Annotated in this window: 12 protein-coding genes and 1 pseudogene; 4 read left to right on the top strand and 9 right to left on the bottom strand. The window is 70.4% G+C overall.

Annotation, left to right across the window (positions count from 1 at the left end; translation table 11 throughout):
- Positions 1 to 189 (bottom strand): annotated as a pseudogene (locus tag ABZT49_RS27850) (hypothetical protein); the annotation flags it as partial.
- 388 nt (positions 190 to 577) lie between these two features.
- Between ABZT49_RS27850 and dnaK the strand changes: the two are divergent.
- From dnaK to ABZT49_RS27865, 3 genes are all read left to right on the top strand, one after another.
- Positions 578 to 2,491, top strand: a complete 1,914-nt coding sequence (gene dnaK / locus ABZT49_RS27855; protein ID WP_355290921.1) for a molecular chaperone DnaK — start codon at positions 578 to 580, stop codon at positions 2,489 to 2,491.
- A 251-nt stretch (positions 2,492 to 2,742) separates the two neighbouring features.
- Entirely contained in the window at positions 2,743 to 3,918 is a 1,176-nt protein-coding gene (gene dnaJ, locus ABZT49_RS27860) for a molecular chaperone DnaJ (protein ID WP_093564308.1), read from the top strand.
- Positions 3,919 to 4,128: 210 nt separating this feature from the next.
- Complete coding sequence (locus ABZT49_RS27865; protein ID WP_407943584.1) at positions 4,129 to 4,776, top strand: class I SAM-dependent methyltransferase; 648 nt, start codon at positions 4,129 to 4,131, stop codon at positions 4,774 to 4,776.
- Positions 4,777 to 4,867: 91 nt separating this feature from the next.
- On the opposite strand, the gene ABZT49_RS27870 is transcribed toward ABZT49_RS27865, so the two are convergent.
- The 5 genes from ABZT49_RS27870 to ABZT49_RS27890 all read right to left on the bottom strand — a co-directional run bounded on the left by ABZT49_RS27870 (position 4,868) and on the right by ABZT49_RS27890 (position 8,452).
- Positions 4,868 to 5,401 carry a prolyl-tRNA synthetase associated domain-containing protein gene (locus ABZT49_RS27870; RefSeq protein ID WP_355290923.1) on the bottom strand — a complete coding sequence of 178 codons (534 nt, stop codon included), beginning with the start codon at positions 5,399 to 5,401 and terminating at the stop codon, positions 4,868 to 4,870.
- Positions 5,398 to 6,354 carry a threo-3-hydroxy-L-aspartate ammonia-lyase gene (locus ABZT49_RS27875; protein ID WP_355290925.1) on the bottom strand — a complete coding sequence of 319 codons (957 nt, stop codon included), beginning with the start codon at positions 6,352 to 6,354 and terminating at the stop codon, positions 5,398 to 5,400. Before ABZT49_RS27875 ends, ABZT49_RS27870 begins: the two co-directional genes overlap by 4 nt.
- A 1-nt stretch (position 6,355) precedes the next feature.
- Positions 6,356 to 7,129 (bottom strand): enoyl-CoA hydratase, encoded by a 774-nt coding sequence (locus ABZT49_RS27880; RefSeq protein WP_355290927.1) that lies wholly within the window; start codon positions 7,127 to 7,129, stop codon positions 6,356 to 6,358.
- Between the two features lie 73 nt (positions 7,130 to 7,202).
- A complete protein-coding gene (locus tag ABZT49_RS27885) occupies positions 7,203 to 7,940 on the bottom strand; it encodes a phosphatase PAP2 family protein (protein WP_355290929.1) in 738 nt (245 codons plus the stop codon).
- On the bottom strand, positions 7,940 to 8,452 hold the full coding sequence (locus ABZT49_RS27890) for a 2'-5' RNA ligase family protein (RefSeq protein WP_355290931.1): 513 nt from the start codon (positions 8,450 to 8,452) through the stop codon (positions 7,940 to 7,942). Before ABZT49_RS27890 ends, ABZT49_RS27885 begins: the two co-directional genes overlap by 1 nt.
- Positions 8,453 to 8,538: 86 nt before the next feature.
- Between ABZT49_RS27890 and ABZT49_RS27895 the strand changes: the two genes are divergently transcribed.
- The gene (locus ABZT49_RS27895) at positions 8,539 to 9,480 is read left to right on the top strand and encodes an alginate O-acetyltransferase AlgX-related protein (RefSeq protein WP_355290933.1); all 942 of its coding nucleotides are present in this window, start codon (positions 8,539 to 8,541) and stop codon (positions 9,478 to 9,480) included.
- A 510-nt stretch (positions 9,481 to 9,990) separates the two neighbouring features.
- On the opposite strand, the gene ABZT49_RS27900 is transcribed toward ABZT49_RS27895, so the two are convergent.
- From ABZT49_RS27900 to ABZT49_RS27910, 3 genes are all read right to left on the bottom strand, one after another.
- Positions 9,991 to 10,836, bottom strand: coding sequence for a metallophosphoesterase (locus ABZT49_RS27900; RefSeq protein ID WP_355290935.1), 846 nt, complete (start codon positions 10,834 to 10,836; stop codon positions 9,991 to 9,993).
- Positions 10,833 to 11,762 carry a diacylglycerol kinase family protein gene (locus ABZT49_RS27905; protein WP_355290937.1) on the bottom strand — a complete coding sequence of 310 codons (930 nt, stop codon included), beginning with the start codon at positions 11,760 to 11,762 and terminating at the stop codon, positions 10,833 to 10,835. Before ABZT49_RS27905 ends, ABZT49_RS27900 begins: the two co-directional genes overlap by 4 nt.
- A gap of 376 nt (positions 11,763 to 12,138) precedes the next feature.
- Positions 12,139 to 14,340 carry a 3-hydroxyacyl-CoA dehydrogenase NAD-binding domain-containing protein gene (locus ABZT49_RS27910; protein ID WP_355290939.1) on the bottom strand — a complete coding sequence of 734 codons (2,202 nt, stop codon included), beginning with the start codon at positions 14,338 to 14,340 and terminating at the stop codon, positions 12,139 to 12,141.
- Positions 14,341 to 14,344: the final 4 nt, after the last annotated feature.

Consider the following 14,344-nt stretch of genomic DNA (forward strand, 5'->3'; position numbering starts at 1 on the left):
GCCCGGTACCGGGGCCGGGGGCACCGGCGGGCGCGCGGCGCGGCCGATGCCGAACAATTCCTCGAGGAAGGACTGGGCCGAGGCCGGGGCCGGCGCCGCAATCAGGACCGCCGCCAGAATCGCCGCGAGGGGCAGGGCCGCCAGCGCGGGCAGGGCCACCGGGCGGGGGGAGGGGCGAACGGGCTGCATCAGGCTCCAGGCGACAGACAAGGGGCGAACGGCAGGGGATAGAGATCGCGCCGAGTCCTAGCATGGGGTCCGTGGCAGGGGCGTGGCAAGTCCGCAACATTGTCGTGGCAGCTTGACCATGGGTTCGCGGAGGAGCGGCCTGGGTGAAACGGCCTCCGCGGGCCCGTGCGAAACGCGATGCGCGAGCCGGCCCGGCTCGCCTTGCGGCCCCGAAACGGCCTTCTTATATCCGGCTCGGCGCGGGCAACGCCCCCGCTCGCCGGTCTTCCGGCGATGCGTGGTCCGGTCCGGCCCGCCCCGGCTCAAACCATTCGACAAGTACCGCCATGGGCCGAGCTGCTTCGGGGCTCGGCGGTCTGCTTAAAAAACACCAACGAGGGATCCCACCATGGGTAAAGTGATCGGCATCGACCTTGGCACCACGAACAGCTGCGTGGCCGTGATGGAAGGCACGCAGCCCAAGGTCATCGAGAACGCGGAAGGCGCGCGCACCACCCCGTCGATCGTCGCCTTCACCGACGACGGCGAGCGGCTCGTCGGCCAGCCGGCGAAGCGCCAGGCGGTGACGAACCCCGAGCGCACCTTCTTCGCGATCAAGCGCCTCATCGGCCGTACCTACGACGACCCGATGACGCAGAAGGACAAGGGGCTCGTCCCCTACAAGATCACCCGCTCGAGCGGCGGCGACGCCTGGGTCGAGGCGGACGGCAAGCCCTACTCGCCGTCGCAGATCTCCGCCTTCACGCTGCAGAAGATGAAGGAGACGGCCGAGGCCCATCTCGGCCAGCCGGTCACCCAGGCGGTCATCACCGTCCCGGCCTACTTCAACGACGCCCAGCGTCAGGCGACCAAGGATGCCGGCAAGATCGCCGGCCTCGAGGTGCTGCGCATCATCAACGAGCCGACCGCGGCGGCGCTCGCCTACGGCCTCGACAAGAAGAAGACCGGCCTGATCGCGGTCTACGACCTCGGCGGCGGCACCTTCGACGTCTCGATCCTGGAGATCGGCGACGGCGTGTTCGAGGTGAAGTCCACGAACGGCGATACGTTCCTGGGCGGCGAGGACTTCGACAACCGCATCGTCGAGTACCTGGCGGCCGAGTTCAAGCGCGAGCAGGGCATCGACCTCACCAAGGATAAGCTCGCCCTCCAGCGCCTCAAGGAGGCCGCCGAGAAGGCGAAGATCGAGCTGTCCTCGGCGACCCAGACCGAGATCAACCTGCCCTACATCACCGCCGACGCGAGCGGCCCGAAGCACCTGGCGCTGAAGCTCAGCCGCGCCAAGTACGAGTCGCTGGTCGACGACCTGGTGCAGCGCACGATCGAGCCCTGCCGCAAGGCGCTCAAGGATGCGGGCGTCTCGGCCGCCGAGATCGACGAGGTGGTGCTCGTCGGCGGCATGACCCGCATGCCGAAGGTCCAGGAGCAGGTGAAGACCTTCTTCGGCAAGGAGCCCCACAAGGGCGTCAACCCGGACGAGGTCGTGGCGATCGGCGCCGCGGTGCAGGCCGGCGTGCTCCAGGGCGACGTCAAGGACGTGCTGCTCCTCGACGTGACCCCGCTGTCGCTCGGCATCGAGACGCTCGGCGGCGTGTTCACCCGGCTCATCGACCGCAACACCACCATTCCGACCAAGAAGTCGCAGGTGTTCTCGACGGCGGAAGACAACCAGAACGCGGTCACCATCCGGGTCTTCCAGGGTGAGCGCGAGATGGCGGCCGACAACAAGCTGCTCGGCCAGTTCGACCTCGTCGGCATCCCGCCGGCCCCGCGTGGCCTGCCGCAGATCGAGGTGACCTTCGACATCGACGCCAACGGCATCGTCAACGTGACGGCCAAGGACAAGGCGACGGGCAAGGAGCACCAGATCCGCATCCAGGCCTCGGGCGGCCTGTCCGACGCCGACATCCAGCGCATGGTGCAGGAGGCGGAGGCCAACGCGGCCGACGACAAGAAGCGCCGCGAGCTGGTCGAGGTGAAGAACCAGGGCGAGGGCCTGATCCACGCCACCGAGAAGTCGGTGGCCGAGCACGGCGACAAGGTCCCGGCCGGCGACAAGGCCGCGATCACCACCGCCATCGACGCCCTGCGCCAGTCGCTGGCCGGCGAGGACGTCGAGCAGATCAAGGCCCGCACCACCGACCTGATGCAGGCCTCGATGAAGCTCGGCGAGGCGATGTACGCGGCGAGCCAGGCCGCCCCGGACGCCGCTGGCGCCCCGGGCGCCGAGGCCAAGAAGGACGACGTCATCGACGCCGACTTCCAGGAGGTCGACGACAAGGACCAGAAGAAGCGGGCGTAAATCACGCCTTGAGGTTGCCGCACGGATCTGAGATCCGTGCGGCCCGGAGCGTCGCACGATCGCAGGCCGATCGAGCGACGCTCCGGGTTTTTGATTTTGCCGCATTTTCTGCGACGAACCGGTATCCATTTCGTCGGAAAATGCTCTGGTGATTTACGATGCGACCCGGTCCCCGGCGCCCGATAACGGCGCCGGGGACCGGACGTGTATGGACGATGCCCGACGGGGATACGGCGGGGCCGGGGACAGGAATGTCGAAGCGCGACTACTACGAGGTGCTGGGCGTCGCCCGCACCGCGACCGATGGTGAGATGAAGTCGGCCTTCCGCAAGCTGGCGATGGTCTACCACCCCGATCGCAACCCCGGCGACAAGGAGGCCGAGCTCAAGTTCAAGGAGCTCAACGAGGCCTACCAGTGCCTCTCCGACGGGCAGAAGCGCGCCGCCTACGACCGCTTCGGCCATGCCGCCTTCTCGCAGGGCGGGCAGGGCGGCCCCGGATTCGGCAACGAGTTCGGCGACTTCATGTCGGACATCTTCGACACCTTCTTCGGCGACGCCCGCGGCGGTCCGGGCGGCGGGCGCCCCGGTGCGGGAGCGGGCGGGCGTCCGGGCGGGGGCCGCGAGCGCGGTGCCGACCTGCGCTACAACCTCGAGATCAGCCTCGAGGAGGCCTTCACCGGCAAGACCGAGACGATCACGCTGCCGACCTCGGTCACCTGCGAGGTCTGCGCGGGCTCCGGCGCCAAGGCCGGCTCGAAGCCCAAGACCTGCCCGACCTGCGCCGGCTACGGCCGCGTGCGCGCGGCGCAAGGTTTCTTCGCCATCGAGCGCACCTGCCCCAACTGCCAGGGCCGCGGCGAGATCATCGAGGATCCGTGCCCGGCCTGTTCGGGCGCCGGCCGCGTCACCCGCGAGCGCACCCTCTCGATCAACGTGCCGGCAGGCGTCGACGACGGCCTGCGCATCCGGCTCGCCGGCGAGGGCGAATCGGGTCTGCGCGGCGGGCCGGCGGGCGACCTCTACATCTTCCTGTCGATCAAGCCGCACCCGTTCTTCCAGCGCGACGGGGCCGACCTGTTCTGCCGCGTCCCGATCTCGATGGTGACGGCGGCACTCTCGGGCGAGATCACCGTGCCGGTGATCGACGGCTCGCACACCTCGGTCCGGGTCCCGGCTGGCACCCAGACCAACAAGCAGTTCCGCCTCAAGGGCAAGGGCATGCCGGTCCTGCGCTCGCGCGACGTCGGCGACCTCTACATCCAGGTCTTCGTCGAGACGCCGCAGAACCTCACCAAGCGCCAGCGCGAGCTCCTGCAGGAATTCGACACCCACGGCACCCAGGCCGACAACCACCCGGAGAGCGCCGGCTTCTTCTCCCGGGTGAAGGAGTTCTTCGACGGCCTCAGCGGCTCCGGCCGCGCCTGACGGCCGGGCTCGCGGCTCCGGCCGCGCCGCTTCCATGGGGCCCGCAAAAGGGTCCGCGACCCATGCAATCCCGTCGCGCGCGCTCACGCGCGACGGGATTGCATGGGCCGTAGGCCTCGTTCCGGGCGCGTCAGGCTTGACGGCGGCGCGCCTTTGAACGACAGCCGTTCCCCGAGCAATCTTTCTTCGCGTGTTCAAGGGTCTTCGGTCTTGCCTTTGCCTCACCGATCCAGGGCCAAAGCCGTCGCGGTCTCGAGCCCGCTGGCTCATCCGAAGCCCCAGAAGAAGAAGCGCGACATCCTGGAGGACGAGGCGCGGTTCCTGCGCTCCTGGTTCGAGCGGCCGCTGGTCACCGGCGCCGTGACGCCGTCGGGCCGGATGCTCGCCCGCACCATGGCCTCCTACGTCGATCCGCGCCTCTCCGGGCCGGTGATCGAGCTCGGGCCCGGCACCGGCCCGGTGACCGACGCGCTGGTGCGCCGCGGCATCGCGCCGGAGCGCCTGGTGCTCGTCGAGTACAACCCGGATTTCTGCAAGCTGCTGCGCCGGCGCTTCCCGAAGGCCACGGTGCTCCAGGGCGACGCCTACGACATCCGCGCCACCCTCGAGGGCGTGGTCGCCGAGCCGGCCTGCGCCACGATCTCGAGCCTGCCGCTCTTCACCAAGCCGCTGGAGCAGCGCCTCGACCTGCTGACGGCGGTGCACGACCTGATGCACGCCGACGCGCCGTTCGTGCAATTCACCTACGCGGTGGTGCCGCCGATCCCAGCGAAGTCGACGACCTACACCGCCAGCCGCTCGAACAAGGTGTGGCTCAACCTGCCGCCGGCGCGGGTCTGGGTGTATCGCCGGCCCTGACGGGCCCTCGACGACGGGTGGATCGCGTCGAGCCGCGGTCCCTCCACGCCATCGCGCCGATTCCAGCCCGCACCCGACCGGGATCGAGCCGTCATCTGGCAGGCTGCTCAGCCTCCTCCACCGGCTCCGGCAGCGCCATCACCCGCGGCGGATGCCCCGTCGCCTCCAGGAAGCGGATCAGGTCGCCCGGCGCCACCGCCGTGGTGGCGCCGTTGTGGAGCGGGTGGAAATTGACCGGGTCGTGCGCCATCAGCCCGGCATCGAGGATCACCGCCACCGTGCCGTCGCGGTCGTTGATCAGTCCGAACGGTGTCACCGAGCCGGGGCGCACGCCGAGACGCTCGTAGAGCAGCTCGGCCGAGCCGAAGGAGAGCCGCCCGGTGGCGCCGAGCGGCCCGTGCAGGCGCTTGAGATCGATCCGCGCCTCGGCCTCCGCCACGACCAGAAAAAGCCGCCCGCGCTTGTCCTTGAGGAACAGGTTCTTCGAGTGGCCGCCTGGCATCGCCGCCTTGAGGTCGCGGGATTCCGCCACCGTGTGCACGGGAACGTGCTCCACGGTGGCGTGGGCCACGCCGAGGCTGTCGAGGAAGGCGAACAGGTTGTCCGGCGTCGCCACCCCGTTCATGCGGCGAGATGCCGGGCGAGCGCCGCCGGATCGACGTTGCCGCCCGACAGGATCACGCCGACGCGCTTGCCCCGGACCGGCACCGCGCCCTCGAAGGCGGCGGCCGCCGCGAGGCAGCCGGTCGGCTCGACCACGAGCTTCATCCGCTCGACGAAGAACCGCATCGCCGCGACGAGCTGCGCGTCCGTGGCGGTGACGATGCCGGCGGCGTCGCGCTGGATGATCGGGAAGGTGTGCTGCCCGAGATGCGTGGTGAGCGCCCCGTCGGCGATCGAGACCGGGACCGGGATGCGCACCACCTCGCCCTTCGCCAGCGACTGCTGACCGTCATTGCCGGCCTCGGGCTCGACGCCCCAGATCTCGATCCCCGGCGACAGGGCCTTGGCCGACAGGCACGAGCCGGCGAGCAGTCCGCCGCCGCCGAGGCAGACGAGCAGCACGTCGAGGGGGCCGACCTCCTCGATCAATTCCTTCACCGCGGTGCCCTGGCCGGCGATCACGTCCGGATGGTCGTAGGGTGGGATCACCGAGAGACCGCGCGCCTCGGCGAGGCTCCGGCTCACCGCCTCGCGGTCCTCCTTGTAGCGGTCGTAGGTCACGATCTCGGCGCCGTAGCCGCGGGTCGCCGCGACCTTGATGGCGGGGGCGTCGTGCGGCATCACGATCACCGTCGGCACGCCCTGGAGCGCCCCCGCATAGGCGATCGCCTGGGCGTGGTTGCCCGAGGAGAAGGCGAGCACCCCGCGCCGGCGCTGCTCAGGCGAGAGCGCCGCGATGGCGTTGCAGGCGCCCCGGAACTTGAAGGCGCCGGCCCGCTGCAGCGGCTCGGCCTTGAAGAACAGGGTGGCGCCGGTCCGCGCATCGGCGGTGCGCGAGGTGAGCACCGGGGTGCGGTGGGCGATGCCGGCGATCCGTCCGGAAGCGGCCTCGACGTCGGCGAAAGCGATGCTCATCTCAGCGGTTCTCGAAGTTGGGCTTACGCTTCTCGACGAAGGCCTTCATGCCTTCCTTCTGGTCGTGGGTGGCGAAGAGCCCGTAGAAGACCCGGCGCTCGTAGCGGATCCCCTCGGTCAGGGTGGTCTCGAAGGCCCGGTCGACGCTCTCCTTGGCGACCATCACGGAGGGCAGCGACATCGACGCGATGGTCTCGGCCGCCTTCATCGCCTCGTCGAGGAGGTCGGCGGCCGGGATCACCCGGGCGACGAGGCCGGAGCGCTCGGCTTCCGCGGCGTCCATCATCCGGCCGGTGAGGCACAGGTCCATCGCCTTGGCCTTGCCGACCGCGCGGGTCAGGCGCTGAGTGCCGCCGGCGCCGGGGATCACCCCGAGCTTGATCTCGGGCTGGCCGAACTTGGCAGTGTCGGCGGCGAGGATGAAGTCGCACATCAGCGCCAGCTCGCAGCCGCCGCCCAGCGCGTAGCCCGCCACCGCGGCGATGATCGGCTTGCGGCGCCGGCCGACCTTGTCCCACTCGCCGAACGGATCGGCCATGTAGAATTCGGGGTGGGTGCGGTCCTGCATCTCGCGGATGTCGGCGCCGGCGGCGAAGGCCTTCTCCGAGCCGGTGATGACGATGCAGCCGATGCCGTCGTCGCGCTCGTAGCCGTCGAGGGCGTGGTTCAGCTCGGCGATCAGCGCGTTGCAGAGCGCGTTCAGCGCCGCCGGCCGGTGCAGGGTGACGAGCGCCACCCGCCCGCGCGTCTCGACCCAGATGTTCTCGTAAGCCACGGCGTTCCTCCCGCTTGGTTCCCCTGCTTGGCTAGGGGAGGGCGGGGCGGCGCGCAAGCGCCCGCGGGTCGGGTCAGCCCGGCGGCGGCGGGTCGGGCGCCTCCACCACGTCCTGGCGCTGGAGCTGGAGGGCGACGAACCAGCACAGGGACGCCCAGGCGGCGCCGATGCACCAGCCGGCGAGCACGTCGCTCGGCCAGTGCACCCCGAGATAGACCCGGCTCATCCCGACGAGGAGCGTGGTGACGACGCCGAGCCCCATCACGAAGGCCTTGACCTTGCCCGAGCGCTCGACCCGGGCGAGCAGGATCGCCAGGGTCAGGTAGGCGATGGCCGATAGCATGGCGTGGCCGCTCGGGAAGCTCGCCGTGAAGGTCTCCATGCCGTGCGGCACGAGGTCCGGCCGCGGGCGGCGGAAGAACAGCTTGAGCCCCGTCGACAGGAGCTCGCCGCCGCCCACCGCGACGAGGACGAACAGGGCGGCGCGCCGCCGTGCCGTGACCGCCAGATAGAGCACCACGCAGGCGGTGACGTAGACGATGCCGAACACGCTGCCGAAGGCGGTGATGTCGCGCATCGTCTCCGGCAGCCAGGACGGGCCGATCGGCTGGGCGAGGTCGCCGGGCACCCGCAGCGCCAGCAGCAGGCGGTCGTCGAAGCCGAACGAGCCGCCCTCGCGGATCTCGTCGGCGAGCTTGAAGAAGCCGAAGCCGAACAGGCTGACGGCGAGCAGCGAGGCGAGCGGCCCGATCTCGTTGAGGCGGAGCCGCAGCCAGAATGCGGTGGCGTGGCGCCGGAACGGGATCTCCATCATGCGCCTCCGAACGGGAACCGGCCGCGGGCCTCCCACGGGCCGCCGAGATAGCGCCAGAGCAGGAGTCCGGTGCCGATGATCTCCCGCTTCACGAAACCGGCCTCGAGTTCGCGGTGGAGCGCCCGCGCCTCCTCCGGCGCGACCTTGTTCTGCACCGTCACGTGCGGCCGGTAGCCCTGGCGGTCCTGCAGCGTCAGCCAGGGTTCGAACGTCGCGGCGAGGCGCCCGCGCAGGGCCGACAGGCGGGGCGAGTCGAGCCCGTAGGCGACGCCGCGGCCGATGAAGCGCAGGGACGCGACCTCGACGGGCAGCGGCGCTTGCGCCCGCACTTCCGCGGCCAGGGTCTCGACGATGCCGCGCTCCTCCTCGCCCGGGAGGTGGTGGAACAGCGTGACGTGGGCCGGAATCTTGTTGAGGGCCGGCGGGAAGTAGCGGCGGCGCTGGCCGTCGAACTCCGCGAAGGCGGCCTCGTCGAGTTCCAGGGTGAGGATCAGGGGGGACTGCGGCATGCTCCCGCCGAAAATGGCGCGGCCTTGCGGAATGGCCAGGGGCAGCGGCGCTGTTCAGCTTCGTCTAAGCCCGCTACACGGCGCGGATGCGCGACAGCACCGACATGGTCCATCTCGGCCGGGATGGCTGGCTCTTCCTGACCGGCGGCACCAACCGGGTGCGGCAGCAATACCGGGCGAGCCTGCCTGTCGCCTGGCGGCTGTGGCGCTGGCGCCGGCTGATCGAGTTGCGCACCGCGCGGGCGGCGGCCTCAGGGGTGCGCGCCTTCCACGTCGTGGTGCCGGAGAAGCTGAGCATCTACGACGACCGGCTCGACGGGCTACCCCTCGATCCCGCCCTGTCGCCGGCCCGGCGCCTCGGCGCGCGCCTCGCCCGCTCGCCCGCGGCGCGCGCCTGGATCGACCTCGTCGGCCCGTTGCGGGCGGCGCGGGATGTGGAGCCGCCGCTCTACCTGCGCACCGACACCCATTGGAGCCAGGAAGGCTGCCGCCTCGCCTACGGGGAGATCATGCGGGTGCTCGGCGCCGTGCCGCCGGCCGACCTCGCGACGCGGCCGTTCCACGACCATGACGGCGTGCTCGACCTCGGCGCCAAGCTCGATCCGCCGCGGCGCGAGACGATGCGGGTCTACGAGGTGCAGCGCGACGCGGTGCGGACCTACGCCAACCCGCTGGTCGAGGCCCACGAGGCGCGGGGGACGGCCGCCGACCTCCATGTCGGCGCCCACGTGGTCTTCCGCAACGACAGCCCGGCCGCCGATCCGCGCACGCTGATGCTGTTCGGCGATTCCTGCTCGCATTTCCACCCGATCTTCCTGACCGGGCTCCTCGCCGAAAGTTTTCGCGAGCTGCACTTCGTCTGGTCGGCGAGCCTCGACTGGGGTTACGTCGAGCGGGTGCGCCCGCACCTGCTGCTGGTCGAGGTGGCGGAGCGCTTCCTGGCGCGGGTGCCGACGGACCGGTTCGACGTCGCGGCGAAGGGCGCGCGACGGATCGATGCGGGGGAGGGGGTCGGCGCCGGGATCTGAGAGCCTGTTTGACCGCTTGCGCTGGTTGGTCCGACACCCACGCCGACATCTCTCAACGTCATCCCGGGGCTCGCTGCAAGCGAGAACCCGGGATCCATAACCGCTGACGCTCCAGGATGAAACGGGACGGTGCAAGCCCGGTTCTGCGCCGTCAGCGGTTATGGATCCCGGGTTCCGCTACGCGGCCCCGGGATGACATCGAGGGTTTCAATGCGGTCGGCCAACTCAAACAGGCTCTGAGGCGGTTTTCCGCTTGATCGATCGACTAAAGGTAATGCGCATCTCCCCTTTCCCGTGTGGGAGATGGGCCGGGGGTGAGGGTGCTACGGTTCCGCAGAAAGCTCGGAGCGTCGTGCTACCAGCACAACGTTTTCAGCTTTGCACAGAAGCGTGTCACCCTCACCCCTACCCCTCTCCCACACCTTGGAGCGATCCCGGGCAGGCCCGGGATCGCCTGGAGAGGGGATCCCGCACTTTATCAAGACTACATTGGATCAAGCAAAAATCAGACTATTCTTCCGCCGCACACCGCGCCGCGCCCGATTCCGCGGCGTCGCACCAATCCGTCCCCGTCCACAGCCGCACCTGCACGGTGGCGACGCCGTCCGCGACGGTGATGCGGTTGTAGGCGTTGGGCTCGTTGCCGCGCAGGCGCGTCGAGGTGGCGGAGCCGGCCTGGACCGCGAGCAGCCGCCGGCCGGTCGCCTTCGCCTCCGGCCGGTCGATCTCGGCCTTCGGGCCGTCCGGCGTCGGCTCGGCGAAGCGGGCGTAGCCGCGGTGGAGGTGGCCGGCCAGCGTCAGGCCGACGCCGTGGCGCTGGAAGGCGTCGAGGGCCTCGTCGGCGCGGCCGACCAGGCGCGCCTCCTCGTCCCAGGGCGGCGGCATGAAGGGGTGGTGGCCGACCACGATCCGGAACAGGCCCGGCGGCAGGGCGTCGAGCTTCGCTTCCGTCCGCTTGATCTGCCCGCGGGTGATCTTGCCCTGCGACCAGTCGGTCTCCGGCGCCCAGGTCCGCACGGTGTTGAGGCAGATCACCGCGATCTCGTCGTCCTGGAAGACCGGCTCGGTCTCGGGCGCGACGTAGCGGCGGTAGCGCCGGAACGGATGGAAGAAGCGTTGCCAGAGCCGGAACGGCGAGATGTCGTGGTTGCCCGGCACGGCGATCCACGGATGCGGCAGCCGGTCGAGGAAGGCCTTCGCCTCCAGGTATTCCCGGGTGCGGGCGCGCATGGTGAAGTCGCCCGAGATGATGATCAGGTCCGGCTGGTCGCGGGTCAGCTCCGCCACCAGGCCCTCCACCACCGCCGGGTCGGTGCGGCCGAAATGCAGGTCCGAGATATGGGCGATCCGCTTCATCGGGGATCCTCCGCCGGCACGAGGACCCGCAGGGCGCCCGGGAGAAGGCGGTAGCGCAGGGGTGGGGCGATCAGCACGACCTCTCCGTCATTCATCACCCGCAGGGCCTTGCGGGCGTCGAGGGTCAGGGCGTCGGTCTCGTGCCGCTCCAGGTCCGGCAGGCGGCGCCACTCGCCGACCGCGAAGCCGAGCCCGAGGCGCACGAGCCGCGCCGCCGACAGGGTCTCGACGAGGTAGAGCGTGAGGTGCCCGCCGTCGACGCCCGCCCGCGACAGAACCTGCCCGAAGCCCTCCCGGTAATCGCCGCAGACCACCGCGAGCGCCCGGAAGCGCACCCACCTCGTGGTGCCGCCGAGGGTCAGCACGGCGCGCTCCCGCGGGTAGCGCCCGAGATGCCGCAGAAGGCCGGCGGCCATCCGCAGGAGGTCGGGCATCCCCATGCGCCCGCGCCGCGCCTCGCGGTGGCGCGCCATCCGGGCCGGCATGCCGAGCACCGAGTTGATCAGGAAGACGTGGCCGTTGACCTCGCCGGCGTCGATCCGGCGCACGAGGCCGGTCGCCAGCACGTGGACCGCCCCGTCGAGGTCAAGCGGCAGCCCGAGGTCCTTCGCCAGCAGGTTCATGGTGCCGAGCGGCAGGATGCCGAGGGGGACGTCCCGGCCGGTGAGGATTTGCGCCGCGCAGGCCAGCGTCCCGTCGCCGCCGGCGACCGCCATGGCGTCGATGCCCGGGATCGTCGCGGCCGCCGCCAGCCGCTCCGGCAGGGGGGCATCGGGACGCGGCTCCGGCACGACCGCGAGGCCCGCCGCCTCCAGGCGCTCGCGCAGGGCGCCCGGCGTCACGGCTCCGTCGACGAGCGAGCCCGCCGCCAGGTTCGCCACCAGCACGACCCGGCGGGCGGGCGCTTCACCACTCTGATTGGTCACACGGATCGTCCCGGGCGGCGGAGGCGCCGCCGGGGCAGGATGCCGGGCCCGTGTCTCAGGCAGATGGCGGGGCCGGCATCTCACGACGGCCCGCCCCCGCGATCCCGTCCGGGAGCATGTGTCGTTCGCCCGGACGGCTTTGAAGCCCTCTGGGTCATTCCGGGGCCGCGCAGCGGAGCCCGGAATCCAGAACCGCGGATCGTTCAGGATAGGGCGGAGATCGTTCCGCTTTATTCTTTTCCACCTGCGCGTCTGGATTCCGGGCTCCGCTGCGCGGCCCCGGAATGACGCGGAGGGTTTCAACTTCGCCGGGGCAAGGTGCACCAAGCCCGATACGTCGGCCGCGGGCCATGGAGGCCCGCGGCCAGCGAACCTTTTACGCCGCCTGCTTGGCCGCCTCGCCGTAGAACGTGCCGCCGCGCTCGGCCATCGCCACCAGCGTCTCCGGCGGGGAGAAGCGGGCGCCGTGCTTGGCTTCGAGCTTCCGGCAGAGTTCGACGAACCGGGCCGCCCCCATGAAGTCGATGTAGGACAAGGCGCCCCCGGTGAACGGCGCGAAGCCGAAGCCGAGGATCGAGCCGACATCGGCCTCGCGCGGATCGGTGACCACGCCCTCGCCGAAGGTCCGGGCGGCCTCCAGCGCCTGGGTGACGAGGAGGCGCTGCTTCAACTCCTGGAAATCCACCGCGTCGGGATCGAGCCGGGTCTCTTGCAGGTCGCGCAAGCCCGGCCAGAGCTTCTTCGAACCCTGCTCGGGATAGTCGTAGAAGCCCTTGCGGTTCTTGCGTCCGAGCCGGCCCTCGCCCTCGACCAGCGCCGTGAGCACGCGCTCCTGCACCGGATTGACGGCCGCCTCGCCGACCTGGGCCTTCGTCGCCTTGACGATCTTGAGGGCGAGGTCGACGCCGACCTCGTCGTTGAGCGAGAGGGGGCCGACCGGCATGCCGGCCTGACGCCCGGCATTCTCGATCATCGCGGCGGGCACGCCCTCGCCGAGCATCAGGTGGCCTTCGAGGATGTAGGCGCCGACGCAGCGATTGGCGAAGAAGCCGCGGGCGTCGTTGACGACGATCGGGGTCTTCTTGATCGCCCGGACGTAGTCGAGGGCCACCGCCAGAGCGCGCTCGCCCGTCGCCTTGCCCATGATGATCTCGACCAGCATCATCTTCTCGACCGGCGAGAAGAAGTGGATGCCGATGAACTGCTCCGGCCGGCCCGACGCCTTGGCGAGGCCACTGATCGGCAGGGTCGAGGTGTTGGAGGCGAAGACCGCGTCCGGCCCGATCACCGCCTCGACCTTGGCGATCACCTCGGCCTTGACCTTCGGATCCTCGAACACCGCCTCGACGACGAGGTCGCACCCCGCCAGCGCACCGTAATCGCCGGTCGCGGTGATGCGCGACAGCAGCGCGTCGCGGTCGGCGGTCTTGGCGCGGCCCTTCATGATCTGGTCGGAAACGAGCTTGTGAGCGTAGGCCTTGCCCTTCTCGGCCGCTTCCGCCGACTGGTCGACCAGCACGACCTCCAGCCCGGCATTGGCCGAGACGTAGGCGATGCCCGCCCCCATGAAGCCGGCGCCGACGACGCCGACCTTCTTGAGCGGGACCGCGCCCACGCCCTTCGGCCGGCGGGCGCCCTTGTTGAGCTCGCCCATCGACAGGAACAGGGTGCGGATCATCGCCGCCGCTTCCGGCGAGCGCAGGATCTTGGCGAAGTACCGGCTCTCGACCTTGAGCGCCAGGTCCATCGGCAGCTGCAGGCCCTCGTAGACGGCGTGCAGGATCGCCTTGGCTGCGGGATAGTTGTCGTGGGTCTCGCGGCGGTAGATGGCGTTGGCCGGCGGCCAGGTCATCATGCCGACGGGCGAGTAGACCTTGCCCGACGGCGCCTTGAACTTCGGCTGGTCCCAGGGCGCCACGGCCGAGCCGCCGGCCTTGATCCACTCCTTCGCCTTCTGGACGATTTCGGCCCGCGGCGCGACCGCGTGGACGAGGCCCATGTTGCGGGCCATCAGCGGACGGATCTGCTCGCCCTTGAACAGCATCTGCAGGGCGTCGCCGGTCTGCATCAGGCGGGCGACCCGCTGCGTGCCGCCGGCGCCGGGGAACAGCCCGACCTTGATTTCCGGTAGACCGACCCGGGTCTTGTCGTCATCCGACAACACCCGGTGATGGCAGGCGAGCGCCAGCTCGAGGGCGCCGCCGAGGCAGGTGCCGTGCACGGCCGCCGCGAACGGCTTCCCGCTCGTCTCGAGCTTGCGGTAGAGCAGCGTCAGCCGGCGCGATTCCTCGAAGAAGAAGGTCATCGCCTCCTCTTGGCCGCGCTCGTGGGCGAGCCGCGCGTATTCGGCGCCGAGGCCTTGCAGCATCGTCAGGTCGGCGCCGCCCGAGAACGTGTCCTTGCCCGACGTGATGACGCAGCCCTTGATGGCGGCATCGGCCACCACCGCGTCGATAATCTGGTTCAGCTCGTCCATCACCTCCGGGGTGACGACGTTCATCGAGCGGCCGGGCATGTCCCAGGTGGCGAGCGCCACGCCGTCGGCATCGGTCTCGAAGCGGAAATTCGTGAGGTTCATGGCG

Origin of the sequence: Methylobacterium sp. EM32 (genome assembly GCF_040593685.1) — a bacterium.
Lineage (GTDB): Bacteria > Pseudomonadota > Alphaproteobacteria > Rhizobiales > Beijerinckiaceae > Methylobacterium.